At 70.7% G+C, this 14,024-nt stretch carries 11 protein-coding genes; 5 read left to right on the top strand and 6 right to left on the bottom strand.

Annotated elements, in window-relative coordinates; genetic code table 11:
• Positions 1-22 precede the first annotated feature (22 nt).
• Complete coding sequence (locus FHG71_RS08685) at positions 23-1,675, top strand: phospholipase D family protein (protein ID WP_139081234.1); 1,653 nt, start codon at positions 23-25, stop codon at positions 1,673-1,675.
• Positions 1,676-1,740: 65 nt separating this feature from the next.
• On the opposite strand, the gene FHG71_RS08680 is transcribed toward FHG71_RS08685, so the two are convergent.
• The 4 genes from FHG71_RS08680 to FHG71_RS08665 form a co-directional block, all read right to left on the bottom strand.
• A complete protein-coding gene (locus FHG71_RS08680) occupies positions 1,741-2,949 on the bottom strand; it encodes a DUF3618 domain-containing protein (protein ID WP_176559342.1) in 1,209 nt (402 codons plus the stop codon).
• Positions 2,930-3,340 (bottom strand): phage holin family protein, encoded by a 411-nt coding sequence (locus FHG71_RS08675; protein WP_139081232.1) that lies wholly within the window; start codon positions 3,338-3,340, stop codon positions 2,930-2,932. Before FHG71_RS08675 ends, FHG71_RS08680 begins: the two co-directional genes overlap by 20 nt.
• A 6-nt stretch (positions 3,341-3,346) precedes the next feature.
• On the bottom strand, positions 3,347-4,288 hold the full coding sequence (locus FHG71_RS08670; RefSeq protein ID WP_139081231.1) for a hypothetical protein: 942 nt from the start codon (positions 4,286-4,288) through the stop codon (positions 3,347-3,349).
• Positions 4,289-4,473: 185 nt separating this feature from the next.
• Positions 4,474-4,827, bottom strand: coding sequence for a hypothetical protein (locus FHG71_RS08665; RefSeq protein WP_139081230.1), 354 nt, complete (start codon positions 4,825-4,827; stop codon positions 4,474-4,476).
• Between the two features lie 310 nt (positions 4,828-5,137).
• Here FHG71_RS08665 and FHG71_RS08660 point away from each other — a divergent pair, with 310 nt between their 5' ends.
• Positions 5,138-6,115 carry a zinc-binding metallopeptidase family protein gene (locus tag FHG71_RS08660; RefSeq protein ID WP_139081229.1) on the top strand — a complete coding sequence of 326 codons (978 nt, stop codon included), beginning with the start codon at positions 5,138-5,140 and terminating at the stop codon, positions 6,113-6,115.
• Positions 6,116-6,119: 4 nt separating this feature from the next.
• Here the strand turns inward: FHG71_RS08660 and FHG71_RS08655 are convergent, their stop codons facing one another.
• Together FHG71_RS08655 and FHG71_RS08650 are read right to left on the bottom strand one after the other, a co-directional pair.
• Entirely contained in the window at positions 6,120-7,004 is an 885-nt protein-coding gene (locus FHG71_RS08655; RefSeq protein WP_246045387.1) for a YihY/virulence factor BrkB family protein, read from the bottom strand.
• A 201-nt stretch (positions 7,005-7,205) separates the two neighbouring features.
• Positions 7,206-8,483, bottom strand: coding sequence for a PRC-barrel domain-containing protein (locus FHG71_RS08650; RefSeq protein WP_139081228.1), 1,278 nt, complete (start codon positions 8,481-8,483; stop codon positions 7,206-7,208).
• 348 nt (positions 8,484-8,831) lie between these two features.
• Here FHG71_RS08650 and FHG71_RS08645 point away from each other — a divergent pair, with 348 nt between their 5' ends.
• From FHG71_RS08645 to FHG71_RS08635, 3 genes are all read left to right on the top strand, one after another.
• Entirely contained in the window at positions 8,832-10,619 is a 1,788-nt protein-coding gene (locus FHG71_RS08645) for an alpha-amylase family glycosyl hydrolase (RefSeq protein WP_246045386.1), read from the top strand.
• Positions 10,616-12,868 (top strand): malto-oligosyltrehalose synthase, encoded by a 2,253-nt coding sequence (treY, locus tag FHG71_RS08640; RefSeq protein ID WP_139081227.1) that lies wholly within the window; start codon positions 10,616-10,618, stop codon positions 12,866-12,868. The genes FHG71_RS08645 and treY overlap by 4 nt, the downstream gene beginning before the upstream one ends.
• A 129-nt stretch (positions 12,869-12,997) precedes the next feature.
• The gene (locus FHG71_RS08635) at positions 12,998-14,023 is read left to right on the top strand and encodes a sugar phosphate nucleotidyltransferase (RefSeq protein WP_176559341.1); all 1,026 of its coding nucleotides are present in this window, start codon (positions 12,998-13,000) and stop codon (positions 14,021-14,023) included.
• Position 14,024: the final 1 nt, after the last annotated feature.

The raw sequence follows: 14,024 nt of genomic DNA, 5'->3' as shown, positions 1-14,024 counted from the left end.
TTCCGACGGACCGAGCGGGATCATGCAGCACGTGACCGGGCTGGTGCGCGAGCGCACCACCACGCAAATCCTCCTGACGGCGGCGGAGGCCTATCCGGCGTTCGAGCGTGCCGTGCTGGAGGCGCGGACGGAGATCTGGGGCTCGTTCCGCATCTTCGACCTGCGGACCCGCCTGCACAGCCCCGAGGCCTGCACCGTGGGCGAGACCTGGTTCGACCTCATCGTCCACACGCTCCGGCGCGGGGTGACGATCGACCTGACCATCACGGATTTCGATCCCGTGGCGCGGCCATCGCTCCATCGCGGGACTTGGGCCGCGTTGCGTCGTCTCCTTGCGGCCGGAGAGGCGGCCGGAGCCGGCGAGCGGCTGCGCGTGCGCGCGGCCCTGCATCCGGCGGTGACGGGTGTCCTGCCGCGTCTGGTGCTCTGGCCGCAGGTCGCCCTCAGCCTGTCGCGCACCGCGCGCTGGCTCAATGCCCGCGATCCGGCCCAGCGCCGCGCGGCTCTGCGCGACATGCCGGGGCTTGCGGATCTCCTGTTCCTGGACGGCAGAGGGCGGGTCCAGGCCCGGCCCTGGCGCCTGCCACGACTTCATCCCGCGACGCATCACCAGAAGCTCGCAGTCTTCGACCGGCGGCGGCTCTACATCGGCGGGCTTGACCTCGACGAGAGGCGTTGGGACACTCCCAGGCACGACCGCCCCGGCGAGGAGACCTGGCAGGATCTCCAACTCATGGTCGAGGGGCCGGTGGTGGCCGAGGCGCAGGCGCATCTGGAAAGCTTCCGGTCCTTCACCGCCGGCCTGATGCCGCCGCATCCGCAACGGAGGCTCCTGCGGACCCTGTCGCGGGCGCGCACCGCTTCTTGGGGCGGCTTCTGGCCCGAGTCGGTGCGACACGAGATCCTGGACGCCCACGAGATGCTGGCCGGCCGCGCCCAGCGGCTGATCTACTTGGAGACGCAGTTCTTCCGTGACACCGGACTTGCACGCAGTCTGGCCCGCGCAGCGCGCGAGAAGCCCGGGCTGAGCCTGATCCTGATCCTGCCTGCCGCGCCCGAGGAGGTGGCCTTCGGCCGCGTCTGGGGGCTCGACACGCGCTACGGCGAGTACCTGCAGGCGCGCTGCCTGCGCATTCTGAAGGAGGCCTTCGGGCCGCGGCTCTTCGTCGGTGCCCCTGCGCAGCCTCGCATTGATCCCGCTCCAAGCCGCGCGGGTCCTGAGGCGGCGGGTCCTGAAGGCAAGGACGGGCCCGAGGTCTACTCGGGAGAGGACGAGCCGGTGGCCCCCGAACTGGCCCTGTGCCGTGACCGGCTCCGGGGGGCGCCGCTCGTCTACATTCACGCCAAGGTCTCGATCTTCGACGACGCGGCAATCGTCTCCTCGGCCAACCTGAACGGCCGGTCGTTGCGATGGGACACCGAAGCGGGCTTCCTGCTCACCGAAGTGGACCAGGTCGCACGCTTGCGCGAGCGGGTGATGTCCCATTGGCTGCCCGTCGAGCCCGATCCACGTCTTCTCGATCCGGGGCAGGCCGTCGCCATGTGGCGCTCCCTGGCGCTGCACAACGCCCGGCTGCCGCCCGAGCGGCGCGACGGCTTCCTGCTGCCTTATGACCGTGCCGCGGCCGAGCGGTTCGGTCGCCCGCTTCCTGGCGTTCCCGAGGCGATGGTCTGATCCGCGAAGGCAGACGGCCCGGGCGGTAACCCGGGCCGTCGCCTGTCCTTGCCGTGGGTCAGTCGTCAGCCGATGACCGGATCGCCCGGTCCGCGACCCGTGGCGGAAGTGCCCGAACCCATCGAGCCCGAGCCGGCTGTGCCGGTTCCGCCCATGGCGCCCGCCCCCGACGAGCCCGAGCCGCCGTGCGCCGTCTTGAACTCCTCGGAGGCGCGCTCGGTCACGCGACCGGCGGCATCCTGCACCTTGTGGGTCACGGTGTCGGTCACGGCCTCCACCGTCTCCTGCGCCACGGCCCGCACCTCTTGGCCCAGAGAGCCCGCGATCTGGGACATCCGGCCACGCTCCTCGCGCAGCAGGCGCGCGGCATCGTTCATCAGACGGTCGCGCTCGGCGCCGAAGGCGCGGTTCTCGGCATCGGTCGAAGGCAGCATCGCCGCCACTGCCGCACCCAGCGCGAAGGCCACGGCGCCCGCGACCAGCGGGTGCTCCTCCATCGCGCGGCCCGGATCCCGGATCACGTCGCGGCCCGTCTGCTCGGCCTGCAGCATGGCCCGATAGGCCTGTTCGCGCGCGGCGATGATCTGCTGGCGCGAGCCTTCGGGAAGGTTGTCGAGCCCCATGGACAGCCGCGAGCGCAGGTCACTCGTGAAGCTCGACAGCACCGACTGCCGCTCGGCGTCGAAGTCGCGCGGCTGGTCGGACGAGGAACTGCCGGGCAGGGCATTGCGAAGGCTGTCGTAGTAGGACTTCGCCTCTTCCTCGATCCGGCGCAGCGCCGCCGAGGCGCGGGCCCGCAGGCCCGTGGCCTCGCGCGACCACGCGTGGTCATCGTCCTCGTCGGACGGCACGTAGCCCACGCGGCCATAATCCGTGCGTCCCGCGCCCGAGCCGGCCCAGGCGTCGTCGTCATGCTGGAGGCTGCCGCCATAGGCGCGCGTGACGTAGGGCTGCGACGAGGTCGAGCCCGTCGTCGCGCCGTAGCCGGATCCTTGGCTGGACCCCTTGGACGAGCCGCCCATGACCTTGGGACCGACGAACATCCAGGCAATCCCCGCCCCGATCAGGGCCACCGCCAGCGGGTTGGCCCGGACGGCGTGGTCGATCGTGTGGGTGGCGCTCCCGGCATGGCTTTTCAGCATGCCGAGCGCCTCCTTCGCGAGATTGTCCACCGAGACGCGATCCGAGAGCGTATCGAGCGTGCTGGCCAGCGCCGCGCGCTCGCGCTCGAGGTCGGCCTCGATGTCGCGCGGGTCAGTGCTTGTGGTTGCCATTTGCAACGGTCTCCTTGATGGTTTGAGCATCGGCCTGCACGCTGTGGACCGTGCGGCTCGGCATCAGGTTTTCGGGTTTGAGGGCGTTGAGGCCTCGCAGCGCCAAGATCAGGGCCACGACCAGGATGACCACGCCGACCAGCAGCGCGGCCCAGCCCGGGCCGAGCCACTCGGCCAAGGCAGCCACCAGGGCGGCCGCCAGCACGTTCAGCGCCACCAGCACGAGGATGGCGGCCCCCGCGAGGAGGCCGACGCCCAAGCCGGCGCTCTTGATATTCTGGGCCACCTCGGCCTTCGCGAGCGCGACTTCGCCCCGCACGAGGCGGGTGAGCTGGTTCACCGCATCGCTAAGGAGCGAGCCCGTCGGACGGGAGTCGGGGTCGAAGCTCATCGCGACCTACCTGTTCCGGTCGGTGCTGGACGAGTCGCCCGACGAGAACGGGGTGGCGCTTCCGGTGCCGCCCGAAGCCGAGCCGCCGCCCAGGCCATCGTCGGCAATCGAGCCTGCCTCGTCGCCATCGTCGTCATGGGTGCTCATTCCGGTGGTGCTCACGCCGGGACGTCCCGCGGCGTAGCCCGCCCCGGTTCCCACGCCGTAGGAGCCCGCCCCGGCGTAGCTGCCGCCCGAGCCCAGACCCGAGCCCGAGGAGCCGCCCATGTCGCCGGTGGCGCCCATGCCACTGCTCTCCATGCCGCCCATCCGGGTGGAGCTGCCGAAGCCCGAGGCCCCGCCCATCCCCGAACCTCCGTAGGACTGGCCGCCGGAGCCCATCGTGCCGCCCATGCTGCCGGAGCTGCCATAGGAGCCGTAGGACTGGCCGCCCGTCGCGCCCGATTCCATCCCATAGGCACCGCCGTAGGAGTCTTGGCTGCTGCCGTAGGAGGACGACCCGGACGAGGAGGACGCACGGGCGAAGCGCGCCAGCGCGAAGCCCGCCAGCGCCGCCGCTGCGACGAAGGCACCGGGATTGCGGCGCGCGAAGGACTCGGTCTGCCGCAGCAGGTCCTGGAAGTTGCGCCCGCGAAGCTGGTCCGACCATTCCGACACGCTGTCGGCGGCCGCGGCCATGAGGCGCGCCTGGATCGAGTCGTCACCGCCGTCCACGGCGCTGCGGAGCGACTGGGCCAGCCGCTCGCCCGTGTCGGCCAGCGCGTCCTTGGCGGTCTCGGCCTGGCTCATCGCTTGGCTGCGCGCCGCCTCGGTGCCGCGCGAGACAGCGTCCATGGCCTTGGACTTCACCTGCTGCATCGTGTCGCTTCCCGACCCCGAAAGCCCGGTCGTCGAGGTGCCTTGAGAGCCTTGGCCGGTGGTCGAGTCGCTCATGCTGGTGTCGCTCATCGGGATCTCCTTGTGGGTTCGACCCGGTCCGCCGGTCCCTGGCCTGTCCCGGATGGGTCGGCGGCGACGCGTCACCGCATCCGCGGCGGGTCGCAGGGTCGTGAGAGGGTCGTGACGGGGGCCAAACGCACGCTGTGCCCGGCGGTTCCCCGGCAGGGCGGGCACGCCGGGCAATGATCAGGGGCTCAACGGCGCCAATGGTGGCGGGGATCGAAACGGTCGCGCCGGTCGTCCACGCGCGTCCGCACGGGCGCGAAAGGCCGCGCACAGTCGCGCCGTTCGTCCCAGGCCGGATCCTGACGCTTGATCTCGGCCTCGATTCGCCAAGCTAGGGCAAGGGCCGCAAAGCCGCCCAACCCAAGGGCAATGAGGACGCTCGGCCATCCGTAGAGCCCGAGCGCGAAGGCGGCGACGAGGAACGGTCCGGTCGCCACCGTGGCCGCAAGCATGGCCAGAACGGTGGTCAGCGGGTTCATCGCGTACAATCCCAACGTCGGCGGCCGTGCCGCGTCAGTGTCGGTTATCGCGGCGAACGCCATTGCGGTCCTCGCGGCTGATCGGGATCGGAACCAGATCGGGCCGGGTCCCGGACGGGGAGAGGAGATCGGCCAAGCGGGCAAAAAGGAACGAAAGGAGAGCGGGCACGGAAACCTCCGGCGGCTGAGGGGAAAGACGGTCCATGACGGATTGACGTCGAAACGCGCGGGCAGAGGCCAAGTTCCGCAGGCGAGGGGTCACGGCGTGGTGTCACATGCAACCCCTGCCGCGCCCGGGGCGGAACCCGTTAGGCCGAGGGACGTTTGACGCCGCCGAGGCACGCCCTCGGCACGCCCCCACGACGAGGACAGCATGCGACGCTTTGCCTGCCCCACCTGCCAGGCCGACCTGTTCTTCGGCAACCTGTCCTGCCTTCGCTGCGGGACGGAGGTCGCCTACGATCCCCAGGCCCTCGCGCTTGTGACCGTCCGGGGACGCACGCCCTGCGCCAACCGCGAGTCGATCGACTGCAACTGGCTCGCGGCGGCCGAGGGCGCGCTCTGCGCCTCCTGCGCCATGACCACGGTGATCCCGGACCTGTCGGTGCCGGGCAACCTCCTTCGCTGGCGCCGGATCGAGGAGGCCAAGCGGCGCCTGGCCTACATGCTCCTGCGGCTCGACCTGCCACTGGTGTCGCGGGCGGGGAACCGGCTGACCTTCCGTCTCCTCGCCGACGAGACCCGCTCCGACGGAACGGTGGAGCAGGTGCTGACGGGCCACGACAACGGGCAGGTCACGCTCAACGTGGCCGAGGCGGACGACGACCGGCGCGAGGCCATGCGGTTGGGGATGGGCGAGCGCTACCGCACACTTTTGGGCCACTGCCGCCACGAGGTGGGTCATTTCTACTTCGACGTGCTGGTGGAGGAGGGCGGGCGCCGCGCCGCCTTCGATGCGCTCTTCGGCAACCCGGACCAGGACTACGGGGAGGCCCTGAAGCGTCATTATGCCGAGGGCGCGCCGGAGCGATGGGAGGACACGCATGTATCGGCCTACGCCACCGCGCATCCCTGGGAGGACTTCGCCGAGACCTTCGCGCACTGGCTCCATATGACGGACGGGCTGGAGACGGCGCAGGCCCATGAACTGTCCGGCGGCCCCGATCCCTTTGCGCCGGGCCCTGTCGAGCCGCTCGTCGAGGCTTGGGGTCGGCTGTCGGTGGCCATGAATGCGATGAGCCGGGCGCTGGGCCAGCCCGATCTTTATCCCTTCGTGATCGCGCCGGGCGTGGTGAGGAAGCTGGGCTTCGTCCATGGCCTCCTCGCGGAGCGCCTGCGCGCGGCGGCCTGAGCCGTCAGCCCGCCCGCGCCTGCACCTCGCGCGCTTCCTGCACGGCAAGGTCGTGCTGGAGCCGTTCCGCGCCGCCCGCTTCGATAGCGGCGTTCAGGCAGCCGCCCATCAGCACCACATAGGCCGACAGGTAGAACCACATCAGCAGCGCCACGGCCGCCCCGAGCGAGCCGTAGACCTCGTTGTAATGAGCGAAGTTGCGCAGGTAGACGCCAAAGGCGACCGACATCACCATCCAGAGCACGGTGGCCACGACGGCGCCGGGCGTGATCCATTTCGGCCGATGCCCGCGCCGGTTCGGACCATAGCGGTAGACGATTCCCAGCGTGACCATGATGACGCCGATGGCCACGATCCAGCGCGTGATCTCGGCCGCGATGCTGACCCAAGGGCCGAGCGGCAGGATGGTGATGACGATGGGGGCGATCACCACCAGGGCGATGGCCACGAAGGTGAGCCCGCACAGCGCCAGCGTCACGCCGATATCGGCCATGTAGCGGCGCAGGATGCTCTGCCGGTGGCCGATGTCGTAGGCGGCGTTAAGCCCCCGGATCAGCGCCGACACCCCGGCCCTCGCCGACCAGAGCGCCACCAGAAGCGAGACGAAGGTCGCCGTTCCGATTCCGCCGCTGCTGCCGGCGTTGATGACGCCGGCCAGCCGGTTCATGATGGCGCCATGCACCTCCGGGGGCACGACCTCGGCCGCGATGTCCAGGAGCGCGTTGATCTGCGCGGGATCGGCGATCCAGCTCCAGATCAGCACGATCGCGGCCAAGGCGGGAAAGAGCGACAGCATGGCGAAGAAGCCGACGCCCGCCGCGATCAGGCTGAGGTTCAGCCGGTCCATCACGTCCCAGATGTACCAGAAGGCGGCAAGGGCGCGTCCCACCGGCGTCGCTCCTCCGTCACACAGGGCACGTCGTGGTTCGGGCGACCTGAACCGCGATGGGACTCATGCTGCGCCTTTTCGCGGGGCGGGTCGACCCGTCAAGCGAGCAACTCCCGCTCTCCGTGACGGTTCCGCCAGAGTGAGCCGCAGGACAAGGGGGCCCGCGCAAGGCGCGGACCCCCTCGGTCAGGCTCGACGAAGTCACTGGGCCTCGTAGTTCGGCAGCGCTTCAAGCTCCTCCTGGGTCTGCGACACGTAGACCCGGATCTCCTCGCCGCCGTCCTGGCGGAGGATGTCGACCGAGTTCATGCCCAGCGCCACCGGCTTCTCGCCGATGCCGAGGAAGCCGCCGATATCCACGACGAGATCCTGGACCTGACCATCCGCGCTCAGGACGATGTCGCCCACTTCGCCGATGCGTTCGTCGTTGACGTCATAGACCGCGGCACCCTGGAGCCGATCGGCGGTCAGGTCCTCGGCGGGAGCGACGACGAAGCCTTCGCGCTCGACGGGGGTGCGGGCTTCGGCCGAGGTCTGCTCGGTGTTGGTCACCTCCTCGGTCGTGCCTTCCGCGGTGGCGGTCTGCTCGGGCGTGACCTCGGTGATCGTCGTGGTCCCGCCCTCGACGGTTGTGACGTCACCTTCGGTAGTGGCCATCTGCTCGCCGGTCGCCGTGGTCTCGTCGGTCGTGGCGGTGCCGCCGGCCGCTTCGTCGGTCGCGGCCTGGGCCGTCTGCTCGACCTCCATCTCGGTTTCGGTCATGGCCTCGCCCGTCTGCTCGACGGTCTCGCCGGCCGCCGTGGCGGCGTCACCCGTGGTGTCGGCGATCTGCTCGCCGGCGTTCTCGGCTCCTTCGACGGCCGTGCCGACCGCCGCGCCGGCGGCGGCTCCGGCCGCGGCACCCGCCGCCGCCATGCTGGAAGCGCCTTCGTCGATGGTCTCGCCGGTCTGTTGGGCCAGTTCCTCACTCGTGGCCTGCGCGTTCTGCACCCCCGGATACTCGGGCGCGTTCTCGAACTGCTCGCGCGTGGCGTTCACGACGAGGAAGAAGTCGTCGACCTCCTCGGCCGTTGCGCTGTCGGACACCATGCGGATGTCAGCCATCCGGATCGCGACCTCGCGGGCGCCGATCCCGAGGAAGCCGCCCACGTCGACGATGACCGCCTGGACCTGCCCGTCGCGGGACAGGATCAGGTCGCCGACGTCCCCGACGCTTTCCCAATCCTGCTGCAGGCCGGCATATTCGTCGGCCTCGATCGGCGTCTCTGTGGCATAGATGTTCATCCCCATGAAGCTGGAGGCGCGCATCTCGAGCGCCTCGGGGGCCTCACGGAACACCTGCTGCGTCTGGGCCATGGCCGGATCCTGCATCGTCGCGGGATCCTGGGCGGTTTCGGGGGCCGTGGTCGTCTGGTCCTGGGCGAGAGCGGGGAGGCCCACCACGCCGAAGAGGGCGGTAGACAGCAAGAGCTTTTTCACGAGCGTTCTCCCTAGATTCTGGATTCGTTGATGGTCCGGCTCGCATCGAGCCTGGGCGCGCTTGTCGCGCTCGGCGCCCCAACGCCAGAAGGATCGCTCGGTTCCGGAGGCCGTCCGGCCCGCGCCCGACCGCAGGAGGGCCGGGTTCGTTCCATCGCCAAGCTCCAACGCCGCCCGGCCCCGACGGGCGCGCGCGAAGGCGCGTCGCGGGGCAGGGGACCCGATCGGCCGTCCGGACGGCGCCGCCCTGACGGGCGGGGCCTCCTCGTGACGGAACCGCCGGGGTCCGTGGTGGTTCCGAGGGGGCATGGGCGGCCGGGCCGCTCGGGGGGATCAGGGAGTTGCGGGATGCCCGATGGACAGCCGACCGACATGCGGTGCGAAAGTCCCGTGGCGCCTCATGCGTTCCACCATCCCAAGCTCTGGGGGGCCGAGCCGCTCGACGGTGGCTCCTGGCGCTTCGCGCTCTGGGCGCCCGAGGCGCGGGAGGTCCAACTCGATCTCGGTGGCACGCGAGAGCCCATGGTCCGGGACGCCGACGGGTTCTGGCACCTGACGCGGAGGGAACGGGCCGCCGCCTCCTATGAGTTCGTCGTCGACGGCCATGCGACGCCCGATCCCGTCGCGCGGGCCCAGGCGGGGATGGACCCCCTCGGTCCCTCGCGCCTCGTCGACCCGCGCCGCCACGCCTGGACCTCTGAATGGCGCGGCCGGCCCTGGGACGAAGCCGTGCTCTACGAACTGCACCTCGGCACCTTCACCTCCGAGGGCACGTTCGCCGGGGCGATGCGCCGCCTCCCGGAACTGGCCGGACTCGGCATCACGGCGCTGGAGATCATGCCGGTCGCCCACGGTCCCGGAACCCGTGGCTGGGGTTACGACGGCGCGCTCCTGGCCGCGCCGCATCCGGCCTACGGCACGCCCGATGAGATGAAGCGCTTCGTCGAGGCCGCGCAGGCCCATGGGATCATGGTGATCCTCGACATCGTCCTGAACCATTTCTCGCCCGAAGGATCGGATCTGGAGCGGGTCGCGCCCCGGTTCTTCGACCCGGACAACGCCACGCCTTGGGGCACCGGCATCGCCTTCCACGAACCGGCGGTGCGAAGCTTCTTCACCGACCTCGTCCTGGGCTGGATCACCGAGTACCGCCTCGACGGCTTGCGCTTCGACGCCATCCACGAGATCCGCGACCCCCGCTCGAACCCCGAGCTGCTGGTGGAGATCGCCCGCGCCGTCCGCGCCCGGGATTTCGGCCGGCCTATCCACCTGATTGCCGAGGACCCCCGCAACGACCCCTGGCTGATCCGGGACGGCCTGCTCACCGCCGTCTGGGACGACGACTTCCACCACGCGATCCACACGCTCCTGACCGGCGAGACGGGCGACTATCTCGCCGACTTCGCGAACGATCCGATGGGCCGGCTCGAGCGACTGCTCGGCCACGGCTTCGCCTGGGAGGCCTCCGAGGTCCCGCCGCCCGAGCCGGGCCTGCCCGCATATGGCCTTTCCTGGACCGCCTTCGTCGTCCACAAGCAGAACCACGACCAGACCGGCAACCGCCCCGACGGCGCGCGGCTCCTCACGCTGGTCGAGGACCCGCGCGCGATCGAGATCGTCCACGCGCTCCAGCTTGCGGCACCCTTCGTCCCGATGCTCTGGATGGGCGAGGAGGAAGGCGAGCGCGGGCCCTTCCACTACTTCTGCGACGTGTCCGACGATCTGGCGCGCAAGGTCACGGAAGGACGCGAGAAGCAGTTCGGCCGGATGTTCGGCCGGACGGACTTTCCCGACGCCAACGATCCCGCCACGATGGAGGCCTCGCGGCCCTTCACGGCCAGCGGCAGCGAGCACGCCCGCCACTGGCGCGAGCTGACCCGCCGCCTCCTCGCGCTGCGGCACGAGCGGATAGTGCCGCTGTTCCGGTCCGGTCGCGCCGGCCCGGCGCAGGTCGTGCGGCAGGGCCGGTTCTCGCTCTCGGCCGCTTGGCCGTTCGAGGCGGGCACGCTGACCGCGCATGTCAATCTTGGCGCTCCGCCCGACGACCCGCCCGCGCTTCTCCCGGCCAACGACTTCGCCTTGGGGGACATCGCCCGCGACCCCTATGCCTTCCTCCTGACGGTGAGCCATCCATGACCCTGCCGCGCGCCACCTACCGCCTGCAACTGCGCGAAGGGATGACCTTCGAAAGGGCCATCGACCGGCTGGGCCCGATCCGCGACCTGGGGACCACGCACCTCTACCTGTCTCCCATCTTCACGGCGACGGCCGGCTCGACCCACGGCTATGACGTGACGGACCCGAGCGAGATCGATCCAGCCCTGGGCGGACGCGAAGGCTTCGAGGCGCTGGCCCGCGCCGCCCGCGATCACGGGCTGGGGATCATCATCGACATCGTTCCCAACCACACCGCCTTCAATCTCCGGAACCCTTGGCTGCTCGACGTCCTGCGCCACGGCGAGAGATCGCGCTGGGCGCGGCACTTCGACATCGACTGGGATGCGGGCCGCCTTGTGCTCCCGTTCCTGCCCGAACCCTTCGAGGCGATGCTGGAGTCGGGCCGCATCGCGGCCAAGGAGGGGGAGACCGGCCCGGTCCTCTGCGCCGGCGACCTGGAGATCCCGCTCACCCCGCATCCCCTGACCGAGGAGGAACGGGCCGGCGACCCCGAGGCGCTTCGCGCGCTCCACGCCCGACAGGCCTGGCGGCTCGCGCATTGGGAGCTGGAGCGCGACGGCGTCACGCACCGGCGCTTCTTCAACGTCACCGGCCTCATCGGCATGCGCGTGGAGGACCCCCAGGTCTTCGACGACACCCATGCCCTCGCGCTGGAGCTGCTGCACGAGGGCTGGGTGCAGGGCCTCCGCGTCGACCACGTGGACGGCCTGGCCGATCCCGGCGCCTATCTCCGGCGCCTGCGCGAGGCGGCGGGGCCGTGCCCGATCTGGATCGAGAAGATCCTCGTGGGTGACGAGCGCCTGCCCGACTGGCCCATCGAGGGCACCACCGGCTACGAGGCTTGCGCCGCCATGGCGCGCGTGCTGACTGACCCCGAGGGGTTGGCAAAGATCGATGCCCTGTGGCGGCAGGAGACCGGCGAGACGCGGGACTGGCCCCAGGTCCTGGCCGAGGCCAAGGCGCAAGTAATCCGTCAGGACCTCGCGGCCGAGCTCGCGCAATTGAAGAACCTCGCCATGGCTGCCGCCGGGGCCTCGGGCGAGATCGAGGCCGGCGAAGAGGCCCTGCGCGAGGCGGTCCTGGCGCTGCTCGTGCAGATGCCGCGCTACCGCACCTATCTCGAGACAGACGACCCGGCGCGACGCCAGGAGGACGTGGCGCTCCTGGAGGCCTGCGCCGACCGCGCAGCCCAGGGTCTCGTCAGCGACATGGCGCTGCGCTTCGTGGCTTCGGCCATCCGTGACGGCGGAACCGCCGAGGCCATCCGTCTGCGCACCCGGTTCCAGCAGGTCACGGGCGCGCTGATGGCCAAGTCGCAGGAGGACACCGCCTTCTTCCGCTTCATCCGCTGCCTTGCCCATTGCGAGGTGGGCGGAGAGCCGGGCGATCCGGTCTGGACACCCGACCGCTTCGCCGCGTGGTGCAGGGAGCGCACGGGTCGCGACCTGACACTGACCTCCTCGCACGACACCAAGCGCGCCGAGGACGCGCGGATGCGGCTCGTCGCCATGACGCATCTCCCCGACGCTTTCGCCCGGGTCTGGGACGCGTCCAAGACCGTGGACGGCGCGGAAAAGGTGCCCGCCGGCACCCGGTGGTACATCGTCCAGAGCCTTCTGGCGCTCTGGGAGGACGGGCGCGAGGGATTGGAGGACCGGCTGGCCAACCACCTTGAGAAAGCCATGCGCGAGGCTCGCGAGGTCACCAACTGGACCCACCCGCGCGAGGAGGCCGAGCAGCGACCCGAGGATTATGCCCGGGCGCTGGTCCGTGCCTGGAGTCGGGGCCTGCCCCCTGGCGCGCCCGAGCTGATCGCCCGTGCCGACGAACTGTCGCTCGCGCAGCTTGCGCTCAAGGGCGTGATGCCCGGCATCCCCGACTTCTATCAGGGGGCCGAAGGGCCCCTGCATCATCTCACCGATCCCGACAACCGCCTCGCAGTGGATTGGGATCGCCTGGGCTGCCCCGAGCCCGGCGACTTCGCCCATCGCAAGGACCGCCTGACCCGCGACCTCCTCCGGCTCCGGGCCGAGCGGAATGCTTTCCTGAACAAGGCCAGCACCCGAGCCGAGCCCGGCGAGACTGGCTGGGATCTCATCCGCGAAGGGCCCGAAGGTCGGCTCACCCTGCGCTTCGCCTTCGGCGTGGAGGATGAGGCCGTCCGGCTCGACTGGACTTCGAACGGGGCCGCCCGTGCGGCCGAATGACGGACGGTCCGCAGGGGGAGCAATTGCCCTTGACTGGGGCAAATGTCGAAAAGGTTTCACGTCGGACAGGGAACCGGGCTGAAATCGTGCGGTTGAGGCAGGATAGCCTTCCTGGCCGGAGCCCCCTGCGTGTCCCGAACCGACCTGCCTGACCTGTCGCGGACATGGGCCGTCTTGCTGGCCGGGGGCGAGGCCACGCGCCTGCACGAGCTCTCGGCCATCGAGGCCAAGCCGGCCCTGCCCATCGCAGGCCGGCGGCTCGCGGATTTCGCCGTGGCCAGCGCCGTCGAGGCAGGGCTGCCACGGTTGCTCGGACTGCTCGGCCCACGTCCGGGACTCCTGTCCCGGCATCTCGCGGACCTCTGGGGCGATCGGATTTCGCTCGTCCTGCGCATGCAGGACGCTCCCGATACCCTGACCGCGCTGGCGCGGGCTCGGCCCGACCTGGACGAGGCCGACGTGGACCGGCTGGTCATCCTTCCCGCCGATCAGGTCCAGGCCATCGACCTCCGGGCGCTGCTGGCTTCGCATATGGCGCAGGGGGCACCGGCGACGCTGGCCAGCACGGGTCCCGTGGTCCTGGAGCGGCGGCTCCTGAGCGAGGTGGCGGATGCCGCGCAAGGGGACATCTGGAACGACGTCCTGCCCCGCTTGGCCAACAGGGATCTCCTGGCCCGCTGGAGCCCGCCTCAGGGCACCCACCTGCGCGACATCGACACGCTCGACGACCTGCGGGAGGCTTCTCTCGGCCTGCAGCGCGGCGCCTTGGGCGCGCTGCTCCCCGGCAACGAGGTCATACCCCTTGACGACAGCTGCGACCTCGCCTTCGAGACGGGCGGCATCGCGCTCTCCGTCCCGCGCTTCGGGGCGCGTCAGCCGGGCCGCTGGACCGTGCTCGAGGACACGCTGGTCATGCCCGGCGCGCGGGTCGCTCCGGGCGCCCGCCTCACGCGCGCTATCGTCGCCCCCGGCGCCATCGTCCCGGCGGGCCTCGTGGTGGGCGAGGACCCGTCCGAAGACGCCCGCTGGTTTCGCGTGACCCCTGGCGGCACGACGCTCCTCACCCCGCCCATGCTCGCGGCCCGCGCGGCCGAACGCATGCGCGCCCGCCTTCGACCCCGGCCCCCGGCCGGTCTCGCCCATTCCGGATCCTGAT

Origin of the sequence: Rubellimicrobium roseum (assembly GCF_006152145.1) — a bacterium.
Lineage (GTDB): Bacteria > Pseudomonadota > Alphaproteobacteria > Rhodobacterales > Rhodobacteraceae > Rubellimicrobium > Rubellimicrobium roseum.
This window is presented reverse-complemented; position numbering and strand designations above follow the sequence as displayed.

Coding starts and splice junctions, on each gene's coding strand:
- FHG71_RS08685 (WP_139081234.1), top strand. CDS start 23: ATGCAGCACGTGACCGGGCTGGTGCGCGAGCGCACCACCACGCAAATC.
- FHG71_RS08680 (WP_176559342.1), bottom strand. CDS start 2,949: ATGGCAACCACAAGCACTGACCCGCGCGACATCGAGGCCGACCTCGAG.
- FHG71_RS08675 (WP_139081232.1), bottom strand. CDS start 3,340: ATGAGCTTCGACCCCGACTCCCGTCCGACGGGCTCGCTCCTTAGCGAT.
- FHG71_RS08670 (WP_139081231.1), bottom strand. CDS start 4,288: ATGAGCGACACCAGCATGAGCGACTCGACCACCGGCCAAGGCTCTCAA.
- FHG71_RS08665 (WP_139081230.1), bottom strand. CDS start 4,827: ATGGCGTTCGCCGCGATAACCGACACTGACGCGGCACGGCCGCCGACG.
- FHG71_RS08660 (WP_139081229.1), top strand. CDS start 5,138: ATGCGACGCTTTGCCTGCCCCACCTGCCAGGCCGACCTGTTCTTCGGC.
- FHG71_RS08645 (WP_246045386.1), top strand. CDS start 8,832: ATGCCCGATGGACAGCCGACCGACATGCGGTGCGAAAGTCCCGTGGCG.
- treY (WP_139081227.1), top strand. CDS start 10,616: ATGACCCTGCCGCGCGCCACCTACCGCCTGCAACTGCGCGAAGGGATG.